This window comes from Caballeronia temeraria (assembly GCF_001544795.2).
GTDB lineage: Bacteria > Pseudomonadota > Gammaproteobacteria > Burkholderiales > Burkholderiaceae > Caballeronia > Caballeronia temeraria.
Window position 1 is genome coordinate 1 of the sequence record NZ_FCOI02000061.1, and the last position, 17,348, is coordinate 17,348.

Genomic DNA, 17,348 nt, shown 5'->3' on the forward strand with positions numbered 1-17,348 from the left:
AGATCACCACATTATTTGCGCTGGGCAATTTATGGATGATGCGCAAGGCGCTACGCAAAGCGTAAAGGACACTGCAGCTTGAAGTCACTTCCGCACTCTGGTTGAGGGCACAAAGCGTGGGCCCATCGCCGCTGTCGTTGACGGACTGAGCCGGATTAAGAACTGCCCCAACGCCTACATGTCTGCATCTGAAACCGTGTTCTGCAGAGCGTCCTTAACAGCCCCCAGCGGTGTCTTTTTGATTCCGTCTCTAAAGCGAGGTGCGCGGGGCTCTCTCAGTTGTGGAGAGTCCGACGCCGGATCGTCGGAAGAAACAAAGAGGAAGAAGATGGGCTTTGCTCCAGTTCGACGTTCTGTGACCGCCTGCGCTGCAGTGGCATCGCTCGCAGCATGCTCCACCTGCTCTGCGTCGAAATACTCGGTTTCGGCAGATGATGTTATTGCGGTTCGCAAGCTGCCAATAGCGTAAGCGTCGGAGCGTTAATGTCGGCGTACAACGATACGCAAGTCACGTGACGTGCCGTGGGTCCTGTCAAGACCCCGGATGGCGAGACGTTTACCGAATGCATCCGTCGAGCGCATATCTCCGGTGTGAAGATTGTCGGCGCGGACGCGGATGAGGCGCCGCTGCAGCTTAGTGGGTCGCCGAACAACGCAGGTTTCTCGTCGAATACCGTCACGAGCCAAGGCATACATCGACGCGTCGCGTCTCGAGTGTGCACGTTCCGATACTCAAGCGGTGACCCGGTCCGCCTTCATTGCTCGACTCGTCCGCTTCGGCAGCGTTGCCCCGTGGCAGGCCTCACTGCTAGCATTTTGCGGCGAGGCTTAACCCGAGGTCGGCATTGCTGGTAACAGCGGCCGTTAGCTGATCGTCGTACCAGCGACTGCTTTGGCCGAATTCGAGAAGTAATTCGTAGAGGCGTCCCGTCTGACTGCGAGTCACATTGGCGTCGGCGGGCTGCTCGGTGTTTGCTTGGAAGGCATGCGACGATCCGCACTGGACGAACAGAGAAGAGGGCGTGGGGGCGCGGCGCGGTTAAATAAAGTATCCGTTAAGAGATTCAGAGTTATCTGAATAGCACGATTTCCTTTCTCGTTTTTCCGCTCACGCAAGCGAAGTTGTGCCTAAATTGCAAGAGAAGTTGGTACTACCGCGTGAATTACGGGGTGCGCGCTTTGTAGGCCTATTTTCCGGGAAGCGCTTGAAAGCGTGCACGCAATGATCATTTCGCCGCACGTCACAATTCAAGTTCGGTAGCAATCGCCGTTCGCGACACAACTTTCCTTGACGAACAGGGCCCCGATAGCAACAGCTTCACTTGCAATGGAAACGCTGCTTGAGCCCTATCGGGCGGGCTTGGGCGCTGGATTCAGCGTCGCGCAACGATAGACCCAAGTTTGCTTTTGTGAGCGATCGCTCACCCAACTAGTACAACATCCCTTAAATAGCTTTAATAATCATCGGGCTGCAAATACGGCTGCAGGAGCGTGACGACGACCTCGCTCATCTCGTCGAGCGAACCTGTGCCCGGCAGCGCTTCCCATCGGCCGGTGTGGCTGCGAAAGGCGGCACTAAAACGATTGCCGCCGAGCTCGGTAAGGCGCGCCACAACAGTCGGCTCCTCGTCATCGAGACGTTTGATCAGCAGGTGCCGCCCGTAGGCTTGGGTGACGATCTGCTCATGGCCGAGCAAACTGCGCAGATGACGCTGAAGTTCGGCCGCGTAATGTGCAATGGGTGTGGCTGGCATGTCAGACTCTCGATTACGATGCGCCAGTTCGCAGCGGATAGCCCCGGAAGGTCCATTTGAAGGGGCGTGCTGCCTGATTATGCGCGCGGATAAACTGCTCGGTACGCTCGCGCAGGTGCGCGGTGCTGGTATGGCTGGCATGGCGCAGCACCCGGCGCGTGTAGCGTGCGAACCACAATTCGATCTGATTGACCCAACTCGCGTGCAGCGGGGTGAAGTGAAAGTGAAACCGCTCGTCGTGGCGCGCGTTGAACGCCTGCCAGACGGCTCGGGCGCAATGCGTATTCAAGTTATCCCAAACCACGTGCACCTTTTTGTCGGGGTACGCAGCCGCCACGCGCTCCATGAAGGCGACCAGGTCGTCCTGGGTGCGCCGCTCGCGGCAGTCTGCCAGCACCTCTCCGGTATGCACATCAAGCGCAGCAATCAGCGCCTGGGTGCCGTGGCGAATGTATTCCCAGCCGCCCCGGCGCCGGCGCACGCCCCGGATGCTTACGCTCGATGGCTTGAATGCCGGTCTTCTCGTCGATGCTGAGCACCACCGCGTTTTTGGGCGCCTTGCGGTACAACTTGCAAATCACATTGACCTTCTCACGAAAGGCGGGATCCGGACTGTGCAGCCATTGCTTGACTCGGTGTGGGCGCAGGTCGCCGGCCTGCAAGATACGCTGCACATGGCTGCGGCTGATCTGTTCGACAATGCCGCGCTCGATCGCGCGCGCCACGATCTCGTCCAGCGTCGGCGTAACCCGTCCCTCGGGTTCGTGTGCTTCACATGCCAACGCAATCAACTGCAGTCGCGTTTCTTGCGTGATGCGTGGCGGACGGCCGGTACGCTCACACTCGCGCAAGCCCTGCGCACCGTGCTGGGCGATGCGCTTGCGCCACGTGCAGACCGTCTGCACCGACACGCGCAGCTCTCGAGCAATCACCGTATTCGAGTGTCCTTCGTGCGCCCACAGCGCGATGCGTGCTCGCATTACATCTCGCTGAGCCGCCGTCTTTCGCTCGATCAGCGACAGGAGTTCTTCTCGCTCTTTCTTCGCCAACTTCACTGGCGTTGCATGACGACCTTGGCTCATCGCGAAATGATAGCCAAGACAATTATTTAATCAAGCTATTTACGGGATGTTGTACTAGTTGTCGCTAAATTTCAACTAGAGTTGGCCCTATCGCCGCCACGTCGTCAACTAAAGTTGTTGCTCTCTGGACGATTTCAACCAATATTGATACGCAACGAACGCGAAGCTTTCGTTTTTCCTATCGCGGACGTGTGACGTGCGACCGACATGAAAAAGGCCTTCCAGTCCACCCACGGGACGCGAGCGGCCGATTGAGCGTCATTGTGCCGTCGGGACTCGAACGGTCCGACGGCAGTAGAACCAACTAATGACATGGTCCGCCCCCTCCTCACCGGACAGGTTACGCTGATGCAGCTCATTCGGAACCGGAGACGATCATGGACCACGCGACGCTCATTGGAATCGATCTTGGAAAGCATCACTTTCACCTGCACGGTCAGGACCGGAACGGCAAGGCGGTCTTTCGCAAAAAGTTGGGGCGCAAGCAGATGGTTGAGTTCTTCGCGACCTGCGACGTTTGCACCGTTGTCATGGAAGCGTGCGCCGGCGCTCATCATATGGCGCGCAAGCTGGCCTCGTTCGGTCACAATGTCAAACTGATTTCGCCTCAGTTCGTGCGGCCCTTCGTAAAATCAAACAAGAACGACTTTGTAGATGCCGAGGCGATCTGCGAAGCCGCATCACGACCAGCAATGCGGTTCGTGACGCCGAAGACTGAGTCGCAACAGACGCTATCGGTCCTACACCGGGTCCGTGAATCGCTTGTGCGAGATCGCACAAGAACAATAAACCAGATGCACGGCTTCCTGCTTGAGTTTGGCGTCAGCCTGCCCGTCGGCAAGACGGGCATTGCGAGACTGTCCGAGCTTCTCAACATGCATGCGTTGCCGCCTCGGCTGATCGCAGTCCTTGAACGCATCCACGAGCACTTCAAGTATCTGCAGGCACAAATAGGTGAGATCGACCGCGAGTTGGCGCGGCAACTCGCGGATGATGATGTCGGGCAGAGACTCATGAGCATTCCCGGAGTCGGCCCTATTACCGCAAGTGCGCTTGCCGCTGAAATGGGTGACGGCGCGCAATACCGATGCAGTCGCGACTTCGCGGCGTCCGTTGGCCTCGTTCCGCGTCAATACAGCACAGGCGGGAGATTCAATTTGCTTGGCATCAGCCGACGAGGCGACAGGCACCTCCGGTCTCTTCTGATTCTTTGCGCCCGATCCTACTTGCGCGGCCTGGAGAAGCGAAGTGGCCGCCTCGCGGAATGGGCTCGCGATGATGACGCGGCGCCATTCAAACGTCGTGGCGTGTGCGCTGGCCAATAAACTGGCGCGAACCGCGTGGGCCATCGTTGCACGACACAGCACCTTCGATCCTGAATTCGCCAGATCCTAAACCTGAACAAGCTCAGGCCAGGCAGTACCTCTCTGCTTTTGCGACGACTGACACCTGATGACGTGAACGGCACACCGGCCTGTGGAACACCCTGGCAACTAAAGAGGCTTTCAAAAGCCGCCCAACTTTATAGGAGCCACAGGCGCGAACTTCATCGAGGCGCGGGGAGCAGTCCCCACAACGACGCCGGATAAATGGTATGGACGCCGCCTCTTCGGGATGCAGGAGGCAGACACGAAAAAGGCTCCTGCGCTGGACGGCATCATTGTGCCAAAGTGGTAGTTCGACGACTGCTCAAGAGCAAGGAGCCCATCATGGGTATTGCGACCATTGGCGTGGATCTGGCAAAGCGGGTGTTTGCTGTACATGGAGTCGATCGTCAAGGAAACACGGTGCTCAAAAGGACCTTGCGACGTGATCAGATGGTTCCCTTCTTCACCAAGCTTTCTTCTTGCACAGTAGCAATGGAGGCATGCGGCAGTGCGCATTACTGGGCACGCAAGCTGCAGTCGCTGCATCACCAGGTCAAGCTCATTGCGCCGCAGTTCGTCAAGCCCTATGTCAAGGGCAACAAGCACGACGCTGCAGACGCTGCGGCAATCTGCGAGGCAGCCAGCCGCCCCAGCATGCGCTTCGTCTCCGTTAAGTCGGAAGTCTCTCAGGCAGTGTTGGCGTTGCACCGAGTCAGATCTGGTTTCGTCAAGGCGAGAACTGCGCAGGCCAACCAATTGCGTGGACTACTTGCTGAGTTCGGGTTCACCGCACCGCTTGGCGTGAAAGCGCTTATCGATGAAGTGAAGTGTGCCATGGCAGACGAGGGCAATGGCTTACCGCCTCTCATGCGGACTCTGACCCAGCGATTGCTATCGCATCTTCTTGTGCTTGATCGCCAGGTTCAGGAAATTGACCTTCAGCTGCGCACGATTGCAAAGGACTCTGAAGTCTGTCGTCGCCTAGAGGAAGTGCCCGGCATCGGTCCGATTACCTCAACGGCGCTGATCGCAAGCGTCGGAGACTGTATTCATCAGTTCAAAAATGGCCGGCAGCTGGCTGCTTTCCTCGGGCTCGTTCCAAAACAGTGTTCCAGTGGCGGCAAAGAGCGACTACAAGGCATTAGCAAACGGGGAGACGTCTACCTCCGTCAGTTGCTGGTACATGGTGCTCGGGCGGTCCTTGGTCACACCCTTAGGAAACCGGAACGGGCCGGGAGTTGGCTGTCCCGGCTAGCGGCTCGACGCAACACAAACATTGCTGCAATTGCCCAAGCTAACAAGATGGCACGAGTGGTTTGGGCGATGTTGACCCGCAAGGAAGGATTCCGGTCCGATACTGCCACCGTCCTGGCTAGCAATATCGGACCGGCCTGAAAGGCATTCACCCAGCGGATACGCCAACAGGTTGCGCGAGTAAGAGAACTATGATGGCAAACAGGTAAGACCGGGGTGGCAGAAACCCGAACAAATCAGTGAGCATCAAGCTCGTCGGATAAATGGGGCTGTCACCAGCGAAATCCATAGGGGTCAGAGGCATGCACTGCGCCCGAAGACCGGATGTAAGTTCGCAATCTTCTTCCTGTCGAAATCACGGTTATCTTCCTTGGCAAATGGCGGCGTCCATGTAAGATTTGAGCAAGCCAACACTGCATCAGACATCAGGGGTTGCAAAACTGGGGCGGACCATAGATTAGTTGTGCAAGCGACTATCGCCGAATCCGCAGGCTGATCGGCTCAGTCGCTCACGGATGAACCGCCGCATTGTGTCGTTCGTTAGCGGTAACGAAAGCCTACGCCTTTTGACGCAGCGCATTCGCGACAACGGTGAACGCAGGAGTTGGCTGCCGTCGGCTTGGGTAGTAGAGATGGAACCCTGCAAAGGGCTGGCACCAGTCGATCAGCACGCGCGTCAATTCTCCGCGCTTCATATGGGCTAGAACGCGCTCCTCGGGGACGAACGCGAGACCCGCACCGGCGAGCGCCGCCTTCGTGGCCATGGTCGCTGAATTGAAGATCAACTGCCCCTCGACGCGCACTTTCAGCTCGCGGCTGCCCTTTCCAAACTCCCACGCATAAAGGCTGCCGGCCGTCGGCAGCCGGATATTGATGCAGTTATGCGCCGTCAGGTCCTGCGGCGTTTTCGGCTTCGGATGCTTCGCGAAGTAGCCGGGCGTACCGACCACCGCCATGCGCATATCGGGGCCGATGCGCACAGCGACCATATCCTTCGCGATGGATTCACCAAGTCGGACGCCGGCATCAAGCCGTTGCTCAACGATATCCGTCAGGCCGTTATCGACGACGATTTCAACGATGATATCGGGATATTCTGGGAGCAGGCGTTCGATCACCGGCCATAACAGCAGTTCCGCCGGATGCTCGCCGGCCGCGATGCGGACGGTGCCGGCCGGCTTGTCACGCATGGCAGTCAGCGCTGCCAGTTCCGCTTCCACCTCCTCGAGCCGTGGCCCGACCGCCTGAATCAGCCGTTCGCCGGCTTCCGTCGGCGAGACATTGCGCGTGGTCCGCGCCAGCAGCCTGAGGCCCAGCCGCGCTTCCAGGTTCCGGACAGTCTGGCTCAAAGCCGACTGCGAGACGCCGAGTTTCGCAGCGGCTTTCGTGAAACTGCCCTCATGGGCGACAGCCAGGAATGCTGTGATATCGGATAGATAGGAGCGCGCCATTTATAAGCCTGTCTTCTGACTTCATGCGGATTTTAGCTCTTAATCGCATGGAGCCGCGCTGATACATTGAAAGTCGACGCAATTACCGCAGAGAAACGCTCATGCAGATCAGGAAAGGCGGATCGCAGCCGTCCGCAAAGGGGCCAGCTGAATATTTCACGGGAACGGTCAGGATAGACGCTCCGTTCGCAGGCGAGGGGCCGGCCCGGATTGGCGGGGCGACCGTCACGTTCGAACCAGGCGCACGGACTGCATGGCATACGCATCCGCTCGGTCAGACGTTGATTGTGACTTCCGGCGTTGGCTGCGTGCAGCGCGACGGTGGTCCGGTCGAGACGATCCGGCCAGGAGACATCGTCTGGATCGCACCCGGAGAAAGGCACTGGCACGGCGCGACGGCAACGACGGCGATGACTCATATCGCGATCGCTGAATCGCAAAACGGCAGTCCCGTTAGTTGGATGGAAAAGGTCATTGACGAGCACTACCAGGCTGGCCCGGCCGCTCTGGACAATTAAGGCGCTGGAATCATGAAGACACTTACTCTTGGGAAGAGCGGGCTGAAAGTGTCCGCTATCGGCCTCGGCTGCATGGGTCTTAGCTATGGCTATGGCCCCGCCGCCGACAAAACCGACGCGATCAAGCTGATCCGCACCGCATTTGAACGCGGCGTGACATTCTTCGATACGGCCGAAGCCTATGCGCAAGGTGCGAACGAAGCGTTGTTGGGCGAGGCGCTGGAGCCGTTTCGGGACCAGGTCGTTATCGCGACGAAGTTTGGTTTCGAGAACGGTGACGCCAGCAAGGGACAGGATAGCCGGCCCGAGCGCATTCGCGAAGTGGCGGACGCGGCCCTGAAGCGGCTGCGAACGGATCGCATCGATCTCTTCTATCAACACCGCGTCGATAACAACGTTCCAATGGAAGACGTCGCGGGTACGGTCAAAGAGTTGATCCAGCAAGGCAAGGTCAAACATTTCGGCATGTCCGAGGCAGGCGCGCAGTCGATCCGTCGCGCTCATGCCGTGCAACCTGTCACTGCGCTGCAAAGTGAATATTCGCTGTGGTGGCGCGAGCCGGAAAAGGAAATCCTGCCTTTGCTCGAAGAACTCGGCATTGGCTTCGTGCCGTTCAGTCCGCTCGGGAAAGGCTTCCTGACTGGCGCTATCAACGAAACCACGAGCTTTGACAAAACCGACTTCCGTAACATCGTTCCGCGGTTTTCCGAAGAGAACCGCAAGGCCAATCAGGGTTTGGTGGATGTGCTGAAGAAGATCGCGGCCGGGCTGAATGCGACGCCGGCGCAAATCGCGCTTGCATGGCTGCTCGCGCAGAAGCCTTGGATCGCGCCGATCCCGGGCACAACGAAGCAGCATCGTTTGGAGGAGAACGTCGGTGCTGCCGAGTTCAAATTGACGGCCGATAACTTGCGCGACATTGAATCCGCCCTCTCGACCATCGCTGTGCAGGGCGAGCGTTATCCGGCGCATATTCAGGCGCGGGTCGGCAAGTAACCCGATCTACGAATCACGCGATTTCGTGCAGAGAGGATCACCATGTCAGAGAACATTGCAGGAAAAGTTATCGTCATCACCGGCGCAAGCAGCGGGCTTGGGCAAGCGGCCGCTCGCCGGCTGGGGGCAGACGGCGCGAAGCTGATGCTCGGAGCTCGCCGCGTCGATCGTCTGAAGGCGTTGGCCGCCGAACTCGACCTTCCTGAGGAAGCGGCAGTTGAAACGGACGTCACGGACGCCCAGCAGATCAACGCGCTCGTCAATGGCGCAGTGAAGACGCATGGCCGCATCGACGTCATCATCAACAATGCCGGTCTGATGCCGCACTCGCCTCTGGAGCGCGGCAAGATCGAGGATTGGGACCGCATGATCGACGTCAACATCAAAGGCGTGCTGTATGGCATTGCCGCCGCGCTCCCCCATATGACGCGCCAGAAAAGCGGTCACATCATCAACGTCTCGTCCGTGGCGGGCCATAAGGTCGGCAAGAACAACGCCGTTTATTGCGCCACGAAAACGGCAGTGCGAGTGCTCTCCGAGGGACTGCGCCAGGAGGTGAAGCCCCACAACATCCGTACGACGATCATTTCGCCGGGCGCGGTGCAGTCGGAACTGCCGCAGAGCGTCACCGAAGCAGACGTGGCGGCAGGGATCGCCGATTTCTACGAGAAGTTCGCCATTCCGCCGGACAGCTTTGCTCGCATGGTCGCGTTCGCGGTCCAGCAGCCTGAGGACGTGGACGTGAACGAGATCCTGTTCCGCCCCACGGCCCAGGAACTGTAAGGCGATAGGGATCGTCTGAAATGACAAAAATCCTAATCCTGGGAGCCAATAGGGGCCTCGCGCGGAACACGATATTTCTCTCGACGGCCTATAAAGGCTGATCGCAAAGAGCGCGGTGACACCCGGCTTCTACATTCGCAACAGCATCGGCGTCAGCGATCGCTGAGCCAGAAAGAAGGACATCATGCAGAAAGTCATCGTTGTAATTGGCCCTGGATCGATCGGTCAGGCGATCGCGCGCCGGGTCGGCGCCGGCAAGCATCTTCTGCTCGCCGATCTGCGGCAGGAAAACGCTGAGGCTGCGGCAAAGACATTGAGCGAAGCCGGGTTCGAGGCAACGACGACAACCGTCGATATTTCGTCGCGGGCGTCCATCGAAGCGCTGGTCGCGAAAGCAACGTCGATCGGAGAGGTCCGCGGCCTCGTCCATGCGGCGGGCGTGTCGCCGTCGCAAGCCTCGCCGGAGACGATCCTTCACGTCGATCTCTACGGCACGGCAGTCATCCTTGAAGAGTTCGGGAAGATCGTCGCGGAAGGCGGCTCAGGGGTAGTCATCGCATCGCAGTCGGGACACCGCCTGCCGCCGCTTTCGCCCGACGATATGGAGGCGCTGGCGACAACCCCTGTCGAGGACTTGCTAACCCTTCCTTTGCTTCAGCTCGACCAGGTGAAAGATTCGCTGCACGCTTACCAGCTGTCGAAACGCGGCAACGCGCTGCGGGTGATGTTCGAGGCTGTTCGTTGGGGCAAGCGCGGCGCGCGCGTCAATACGATTAGCCCCGGGATCATCGTTACGCCGCTCGCGAAGGACGAATTGTCCGGCCCGCGGGGTGAAGGGTATCGCCGCATGATCGACGGCTGTCCGGCAAAGCGCGCCGGCACGCCTGATGAGGTGGCCAATGTCGCGGCGCTGCTCATGGGACCGGAAGGTGGCTTCATTACCGGCAGCGACTTCTTGATGGATGGAGGCGTTACGTCTTCGTACTGGTTTGGGCCACTCGCTCCTCGATAGCGTTGAATGGCGCCATTCGAAACGGCCGGTGCCGAATCTGACGCTGTATGGCGGCTTCGGTTCGGGCGCAACAGTTCGACGAGTCTCCACAGATCGGGGTGATGAAATCAGCGTGCGGCGAGATGGCCAATTTCCCCCCCGCGCGTTCTGCAGCAGATTGAACCTCCTCTGAAGATATGCACGTTCGACGGAATGAGCCGCCCGGCATGTCTGCGGGTGGCTCGTTCCGTCAAGTGCCGCTTACGCCGGGTCTCTATATCGAACCGCGATAGAACCGCGAAAGGTGACGATTGGCGCGCGCTCACCCGTGCGATTTGGATGGTCACAAGATGCCGGCCAAAGCTAACGCTGTAAAGACCGAAGCTAAGCAGGCCGTGCTCGCACTGCATCAGTTGCGCAGGTACTTTCATTAAGACGTGCTGCCTCAGTCCTTTCTCGTATCTCGCTCTCTCGAGCCGGCTTCAGCCCCGCGCCGCCGCGCGGGGTATCCAGTACGCTAGCATCCCTGCCGCAGCGAACGCTAACAGCCCGGTCGCGGCGATCCCGGCACCGAGCGACAGTACGGCCGCCTGTAGCGACAGCAATGCCGGCCCGCAGGACGAACCAATGTCCGACATCAAGCGCCACAAGCCGAGGAAATGAGCGCGGCCGAGCCGGGGTGAATGATCGGCACCGAGCGTCATGACCATGCCCGAGCCGATGCCGTTGCCCAGGCCGACCACCGATGCCGCGATCAGCAATGCCGACGCGCCCTGCGTCAACGGCATCAGCAGCAGGGCGGTGCCCATGATTAGCATGGAAGGCACGGCGACCCAGCGGCGGCCCTTCAGATCCATCAGCTTGCCGGCCGGGTAGAAGACTAGCATCTCGACCCCGCCGGCCACGCCGTAGATCAGCGCGGCCATCGTCGGCTCAAGCATTAAATGATCTGCCCACAGCGGGATGACGGCCTGTCGGGTTGCACGCACTGCGCTAACCACCAGCACGCCGCTGCCCAGCGTGAGGAATAGCCAGCGATGCTCGCGCATGATTGACCTCAGCAACGGCCGCGCCGCAGTTGGCGTTGTTGCCCGTTCGTCTGCGTTTAGTTGTGCCTCGTCGCCGGCCACAAGATCGGGCAGGCTCGCACCGACTACCGCGGCCACCATCAGCGCCGCGATGCCTACCAGGTACGCCCCTGTGAGTCCGAAGCGGTGAATTGCGACCGCCGCGACGAATGGCCCGATGAAGAGGCCAACACGCATCACCCCGCCTAGGGTAGACATTGCCCGTGCGCGGTACTCGGGGGGCACCGCTTCGGTGAGATAGCTCTGCCGCGCGAGGCCAAACACGGCCTGCGACATGCCGACCATAAAGCAGCCGAGTGCAAAGAAGCCGAGATGCCTCGTCCACGCCGACAATGCGATCGCGATGGCGCCCCACACAGAAGCCGCCACGATGGCCCAGCGCTCGCCGCGGTGCATCGTGATCAGCGACGCCGGAATGTTGCTGAGCATTGACCCGATGCCGATCAGCGTGACGACCAGGGCCGCCTCCGCCACTGATGAACCGAGGTCGCGCGCCGTCAACGGGATTACCGGAAGGATCGCGCCTTCGCCGACCCCAAAGAGCATCGACGGTCCGAACACCGAGACGGCATGGCCGCGGAGGGAAAACGATTCGTTGGCCATGACAAGCTTTGAGCAAGGTTCCATTGGTTGGCACTTTAGATTGTCGCCTCCATTCTCGGAAAGGCAATATCCCTATCGGTCTCCACTCGAGCGGGACTGCACCGCGCCATCGAAGACACGTTCAAGTCCAGTTCTACTGCGCTGCGGCTGAGGGCCATCGTTTCGGCGATTGTCGCCAGCTTCGCCGCCACCATGGAGTTGGACGTATCCATGCCGCATTGAGATATTTACGATCATTGGTCAGCCACGATCCGAAAGTATTGTAGCCATCGATGCGCGACAATTCCTTCATCTTCGGCGTAAGCGAAACAACATTGATCTTTTTCGATTGGCCTTGCTGTCCAACGGCTCGAACCGACTCATTTGGAGCGCGATCATCGTTTGAATCGCGGTAGTTGCGAGAGGAATCAGTAATTCCTTGAGGTGCGTGTAGATGTCAGCAAGGAGGAGTCGCCTTCGTACTTCACCGCTCCATTCTTTTGCGATGTGTAATACGACCAAGGATTGGATCGGCGTACCACCCCCACCGAATGCACCGATCGTAAGGTGCCGCATGCGTGAAGGTTCGAACTGCTCGAACGTCATGGTTTCGTCGAACACAAGGCAAATGCCCATCGTGAAGGGTCGGGCTGGTGAGAGATGCCGTCCACGATTCACTCCAATTATGGTGCTTGAAGCGCGGCGGTGGATGCAACTAGCAGAATTGCCGCCGCGCCTCTACAGGTGTAGGTCAGCCATGTCCCGAATAGTCAGGGCTACGATTGAGGAATGTTCCGTGAAAGGTCATAGTCCTTGGTCTCGGAAAGTTTCAGCACACAAACAAGGCTAATAACGGATAGCACTGCCAAATAGACGCCGAAGGTCAAGCCACCAAAACGTGGTGTCATCCACGCTGCGAGAAGAGGCGTGCCAGCTCCGCCTATGATCTGGGCGATGTTGTAGCTGAATCCAGCTGCCGTGTAGCGGTAACGAGTATGAAAGAGTTCGGACATGAAAGCACTCATTGGCCCCAAACCGCACCCGGAAATAAACATTGTGATGCACATGCATGCGCCAAACATGCCCGAGGATCCGAGCTTCATGAGTGGGAAGAGTACTAACGCCCAGGGAACGGCCACGATAGCTGCGGCGAGAATGATCGTACGACGTCCGAATCGATCACTGTAAAAGCCGGAAATCCAAATACCAAAAGTCAGGGCGAGCCCACCGATGACTCCGAGCGCCAGAACCTCGGTTCGACCAAGCCCAAGTGCGGTTGCTCCGTAGTTGCTCATGTAGGAGGCGCCGAGATACCCAAAACTCGGTGGAATGATCATCGCCCCTCCTGCTAGCAGCACTTCGCGACGTTGTCGTCTAAAAGCCTCGAGAAGAGGGACGCGGGGCACGCCGCCGTGATCGCGCTCTTTGGTGAAAATGGCTGACTCTTCCATGCGAAGGCGAATGTACAGGCCAACTGCAATCAACACAAGGCTTGTAATGAACGGAATGCGCCATCCGTATGCAGCGAAATCCGCGTCGCTCATCGCGAAACCCGTCACTAGGAAAGTTGCCGGTGCCAATGTCAGTGCCGCGCCACCCCCGAGAGATGCAAACATTGCCCAGAAGCCCCGTTTGGGAGCGGGCGCGTTTTCCACAGCAAACAAAGCCGCGCCAGCCCATTCACCGCCGGCCGCAAGGCCTTGAAGAATGCGCAGCACGACGAGCAGTATCGGAGCGGCGACGCCGATTTGTTCAACGGTGGGCATGAGCCCAACGAGACACGTGGAGACACCCATAATTAATAGAGTAGTGACAAGAGTTCGTTTTCTGCCAAGACGGTCGCCAAAATGTCCAAACAAAATGCTTCCGACAGGCCTAGCGACGAAGGCCACACCAAGAGTTGCGAAGGCCGCAACCGTTCCTGCCGCGGGGCCAAGAGCGGGGAAGAATATCTTTCCGAAGAATAGAGCAGATGCGTACCCGTAGATGTTGAAGTCGTAGAACTCAACCAGGCTCCCAACGAAACTGGCAGATGCCACTCTTCGCATTTTGGAGCGGTTGTCGTCGGAACGGACGCCATCAATTAGTGAGACGTCGGTCAGAGCTTGTTGCGATTCACGTGCCATTCGATTACCTCAATGGTCTGTTCGGTCGGTAGAGGACCATGGTTACTTCGTTGAGAGACGAGTTCGCAATTGGTTATCCCTTGAGGGAGTGTCGACCGAAGCGGGGATTACGAAAGTAGGATTCGTCTCCGACTCTCTTAAGCGATCAGTTTTGGTCGACGCATGTGCGCTTAATGCTCGACTGTGCGAATTTCGATGTCGAGTAGTTTGCGCAGGTCGATTGCTTGATGAACGAGGCGAGTTTCGATTTCGTATTCGTCGCCGATTGTGGGGTCTGGCAGACCCTTGGCGAGCGCTTCATAAGCGAGTCGCAGAGCTCGCTGCCGGGCGAGGAATGGTGTGGATCCGTCGCCAATAAGGCGATAACCCAGTGCACTCATTTCTTCGACCGGCATACCAATCGATCCTAGGCCAGCCAACATCCCGAAGAAGAGGGGGCCTTCAAGGCTTTCACCGATAGTGCGGATCTCGCTCGGATCGGTACGCTTTTGAAGAACGTACAGCATGTCGGCACCAGCGCGTTTATACGCTTCGGCCCTTCTCAAGCCCTCGCTCATGCTCACGCTACGGAGCGCATTTGTACGTGCAATGATCATGAAATCGGGGTTTCGACGTGCAGCCACCGCTTCCTTGATCTTCTCGACCATCATTTCCATCGGGATGACGTGTTCGATGTCGATATGATGGTGCGCGCGCCGTGGGATCAGTTGGTCTTCCAATTCGATGGCAGCAAACCCTGCGGCTTCCGCCATCGCAATCGTGTGATGCATATGCATGGGATCGCCCCATCCGCAGGTTCCATCGAGGATGATGGGAAGTTCGGTCGCGGATCTCATCTCGACGCCTAACTGGACCATTTCACTCAATGAGATATTGGCTTCGGTGCCGGTCTTCAAATACCCGAGTGTCCCTCCGCCGAGGTAGAGAGTCTCAAATCCCGCGGCTTCAGCCATCCTCGCGCTGATAGGATCAAGTGCCAAGGGCACGATGGTGGCCCTATCGCGCTTGACTATTTCGCGGAGTTTCGCCGCACCGGTCAGCATGTGATCTTTCATTGTCTATCTCCTTGTCTTTAGAAAGGTTTCGCCTACCAAATCGAATTACTTAGAACGTTCAAGATTTGCCGGACGAAACTTCAATTTTTTGCGGCCGCAATTCCGTTGCTCACCGTTTTGACGGACTGGACTGCTCGACCGTATCGGAATGCCCCATCCAATGGTGTCGAGCACCGGACAAAACCCGGCCTGTGGTCGGCGCGTCGCCTCCGACGAATATGCTGAGTGTTTCAGTTTCCGCCCCGGGCAACGCCACCGCTAATTGAAGCGTCAACACCTCGCACCGTCTCGAAGTTTGAGTCGTGTCATCACGGTATCGAGCGAGCGTATACGGACCGTGCTCATGACGATTACGAAAGGGGGGAGATTTGCGCTCCCGTCGGCTTACATCTTCAACCACGTGGAATTCTGTGAGGAGTACGTCGCGGACCCGCGTGACGGAGGCCGCAAGCAAACTCACCAAGTGGGCATTTGCACGTCGGGATGGCGTTTGTGGTGCTACGGCTCCTTTTGCGGCCAAGCACTCAAGGACGCATGGGCATCCGACTCGCGCTGTCTGGCCCATTCCTGCTTGTCTTACTCTCTTGCCGATCGATCGTTCCATCGCGCCAGCTCCCATGATCCTCACAACTGGTTGATCGCGCGGACCTCCAGAGGAGGGCTATTTTTCATGTCTCTATAATTGGTTATATTGCAATGGTCAACCATAGGTATAAGCCCCACCTCCGACCTGGACTTAATGGACGTCTCTGAAGGAGGCGCACGCGTCGTCGTACTTAGCCTTAGGACTGACGAGACTAAAGCGGAATTTCACGTCAAGGAGGAGACGATGAACCCGATTACGGCGCGTCTGCTCGCGCTATCGCCTTTGTAGGTCACGCTAAGCCTTCTCGGGTCACGGTGTTTGTTGACGAGTTGACCAAGGTAGGCCTCTTTGTCTCCACGAACTGGGCTCGTTGGGGCGGGTTCCAATGGCATGTGTCCCAGAAGACCGCCAAGGAGGTAGAGGAACAAGGCGGCGAGAAGGTGAAAGAACATGACCTGCGACTTTCCGTGTACTTCTTATAACAAAAAGTACACAGCGGTCGAAAAAGGCGTCTAATGAACCGCAAAAATTATCCGCATCGATCTTCGAGGGACGAAAATCAGACAGGTCGAGGTATTAGCGCGTTGAACGCGTTTTTAGATACCTGTTGAAGCAATCGGTCTCCCAACTGCACCATAGGCTGTCAGTTCTTCCGACGACAAAGTCAGATCTTTGTTGTCAGTGAACCTGTCTATCGCCAGGTCGATAAATCTCCGAACCCGTTTTGGTTGCGCCTTACGACTACCGTAGTAGGCATAAAGGCGGAGATGGCTCGCCACATGCTCGGTTAAGATGGGAACGAGTCGTCCGGCGCGGATGAGCGCGGCGGCTGATAGCGAAGACACTTGCGCAATCACCTGACCAGTCAGTGTTGCCTGGATTTCCAGCTCTGTGTCGTTCGTGGCTACCGTAGGAGGAAATTCGCGCGTCTGGACTTCGCCACTGACGCTCACGAACCACGGGAAGATTTTACCTGTCCCGGGATGACGAAAAACGCTGCATCGATGAAGAGCGAGATCGTCCAGCGACCGGGGAGTGCCGTACCGGCTTAGGTACCCGGGCGATGCGCAGATGATGAGTTGCGGTGCGAAAAGTGGGCGTGCAATCAAACCTTCGGCTGGCGGTGAGCCGAAACGAAAACCTACGTCGACGCGGTCCAGTACCCAATCGCCAATGCTGTCGTCAAGCTGTACTTCCGGCTGCACCTTCGGGTAATGCTGGCAGTACTCGTCGACCACCGGCCACAGTACCGGTGCGAACGCGGAACGTGGTCCCACGATTCGCAACGGACCGGCTATCTCGTCCTTTGAAAGACGCGCCTGAGCCAGTGCGCGTTCGAATGCCACTAACGCCGGCTGAGCTGCGTCCAGTAGCTGTTGCCCCTCTTCTGTCAGTGACAGGCTGCGTGTGGTCCGATGTAGCAGGCGTACCCCGAGAGATTCCTCGAGTTGCGCTACCGTCTGGCTAACAGCCTGTGCGGTCACATTTTGAGATGCCGCTGCTCGACGAAGGCTGCCAAGTTCTACGGCTTTGGCTAGCATTTCGATGGCCCGGATATCCTTACTCAGCATCACCGCTCTCCTTGGTCGTGAGCTGCCGCGCACACCAGTATCAAGCGCAGCTTACCACTGCTTCAATGATTTGGTGTCTATTCGATTGATAGTGAGCGGCCTATAGTTTCCTCCATGCCCCGCCATCAACCGGGACCCAAGGAG

General features: G+C 58.1%; 12 protein-coding genes and 2 pseudogenes. 6 read left to right on the plus strand and 8 right to left on the minus strand.

Going from position 1 to position 17,348, the window contains the following annotated elements:
- Positions 1-1,454: 1,454 nt before the first annotated feature.
- The gene (locus AWB76_RS37515) at positions 1,455-1,754 is read right to left on the minus strand and encodes a hypothetical protein (RefSeq protein ID WP_061165137.1); all 300 of its coding nucleotides are present in this window, start codon (positions 1,752-1,754) and stop codon (positions 1,455-1,457) included.
- A 13-nt stretch (positions 1,755-1,767) separates the two neighbouring features.
- A pseudogene (locus AWB76_RS37520) lies at positions 1,768-2,836 on the minus strand (IS630 family transposase).
- A 377-nt stretch (positions 2,837-3,213) separates the two neighbouring features.
- Here AWB76_RS37520 and AWB76_RS37525 point away from each other — a divergent pair.
- Both AWB76_RS37525 and AWB76_RS37530 read left to right on the plus strand, forming a co-directional pair.
- Positions 3,214-4,231 (plus strand): annotated as a pseudogene (locus AWB76_RS37525) (IS110 family RNA-guided transposase).
- Between the two features lie 314 nt (positions 4,232-4,545).
- Positions 4,546-5,598, plus strand: coding sequence for an IS110 family RNA-guided transposase (locus tag AWB76_RS37530; protein ID WP_061165138.1), 1,053 nt, complete (start codon positions 4,546-4,548; stop codon positions 5,596-5,598).
- 416 nt (positions 5,599-6,014) lie between these two features.
- Here the strand turns inward: AWB76_RS37530 and AWB76_RS37535 are convergent, their stop codons facing one another.
- Complete coding sequence (locus tag AWB76_RS37535; protein WP_061165139.1) at positions 6,015-6,908, minus strand: LysR family transcriptional regulator; 894 nt, start codon at positions 6,906-6,908, stop codon at positions 6,015-6,017.
- 101 nt (positions 6,909-7,009) lie between these two features.
- Between AWB76_RS37535 and AWB76_RS37540 the strand changes: the two genes are divergently transcribed.
- From AWB76_RS37540 to AWB76_RS37555, 4 genes are all read left to right on the plus strand, one after another.
- On the plus strand, positions 7,010-7,426 hold the full coding sequence (locus AWB76_RS37540) for a (R)-mandelonitrile lyase (RefSeq protein ID WP_061165140.1): 417 nt from the start codon (positions 7,010-7,012) through the stop codon (positions 7,424-7,426).
- A 12-nt stretch (positions 7,427-7,438) separates the two neighbouring features.
- Positions 7,439-8,422, plus strand: coding sequence for an aldo/keto reductase (locus AWB76_RS37545; RefSeq protein WP_061165141.1), 984 nt, complete (start codon positions 7,439-7,441; stop codon positions 8,420-8,422).
- 42 nt (positions 8,423-8,464) lie between these two features.
- Entirely contained in the window at positions 8,465-9,205 is a 741-nt protein-coding gene (locus tag AWB76_RS37550) for an SDR family oxidoreductase (protein WP_061165142.1), read from the plus strand.
- Between the two features lie 184 nt (positions 9,206-9,389).
- Entirely contained in the window at positions 9,390-10,217 is an 828-nt protein-coding gene (locus AWB76_RS37555) for an SDR family oxidoreductase (RefSeq protein ID WP_061165143.1), read from the plus strand.
- A 461-nt stretch (positions 10,218-10,678) separates the two neighbouring features.
- On the opposite strand, the gene AWB76_RS37560 is transcribed toward AWB76_RS37555, so the two are convergent.
- The 5 genes from AWB76_RS37560 to AWB76_RS37585 form a co-directional block, all read right to left on the minus strand.
- The gene (locus tag AWB76_RS37560; protein WP_061165148.1) at positions 10,679-11,887 is read right to left on the minus strand and encodes an MFS transporter; all 1,209 of its coding nucleotides are present in this window, start codon (positions 11,885-11,887) and stop codon (positions 10,679-10,681) included.
- A 288-nt stretch (positions 11,888-12,175) separates the two neighbouring features.
- Positions 12,176-12,502, minus strand: a complete 327-nt coding sequence (locus AWB76_RS43190) for a DUF2889 domain-containing protein (protein ID WP_061165144.1) — start codon at positions 12,500-12,502, stop codon at positions 12,176-12,178.
- A gap of 140 nt (positions 12,503-12,642) precedes the next feature.
- On the minus strand, positions 12,643-13,992 hold the full coding sequence (locus tag AWB76_RS37570) for an MFS transporter (protein ID WP_096031403.1): 1,350 nt from the start codon (positions 13,990-13,992) through the stop codon (positions 12,643-12,645).
- A gap of 170 nt (positions 13,993-14,162) precedes the next feature.
- Complete coding sequence (locus tag AWB76_RS37575) at positions 14,163-15,047, minus strand: isocitrate lyase/PEP mutase family protein (protein WP_061165145.1); 885 nt, start codon at positions 15,045-15,047, stop codon at positions 14,163-14,165.
- A gap of 1,182 nt (positions 15,048-16,229) precedes the next feature.
- Entirely contained in the window at positions 16,230-17,204 is a 975-nt protein-coding gene (locus tag AWB76_RS37585) for a LysR family transcriptional regulator (RefSeq protein WP_061165147.1), read from the minus strand.
- Positions 17,205-17,348 lie beyond the last annotated feature (144 nt).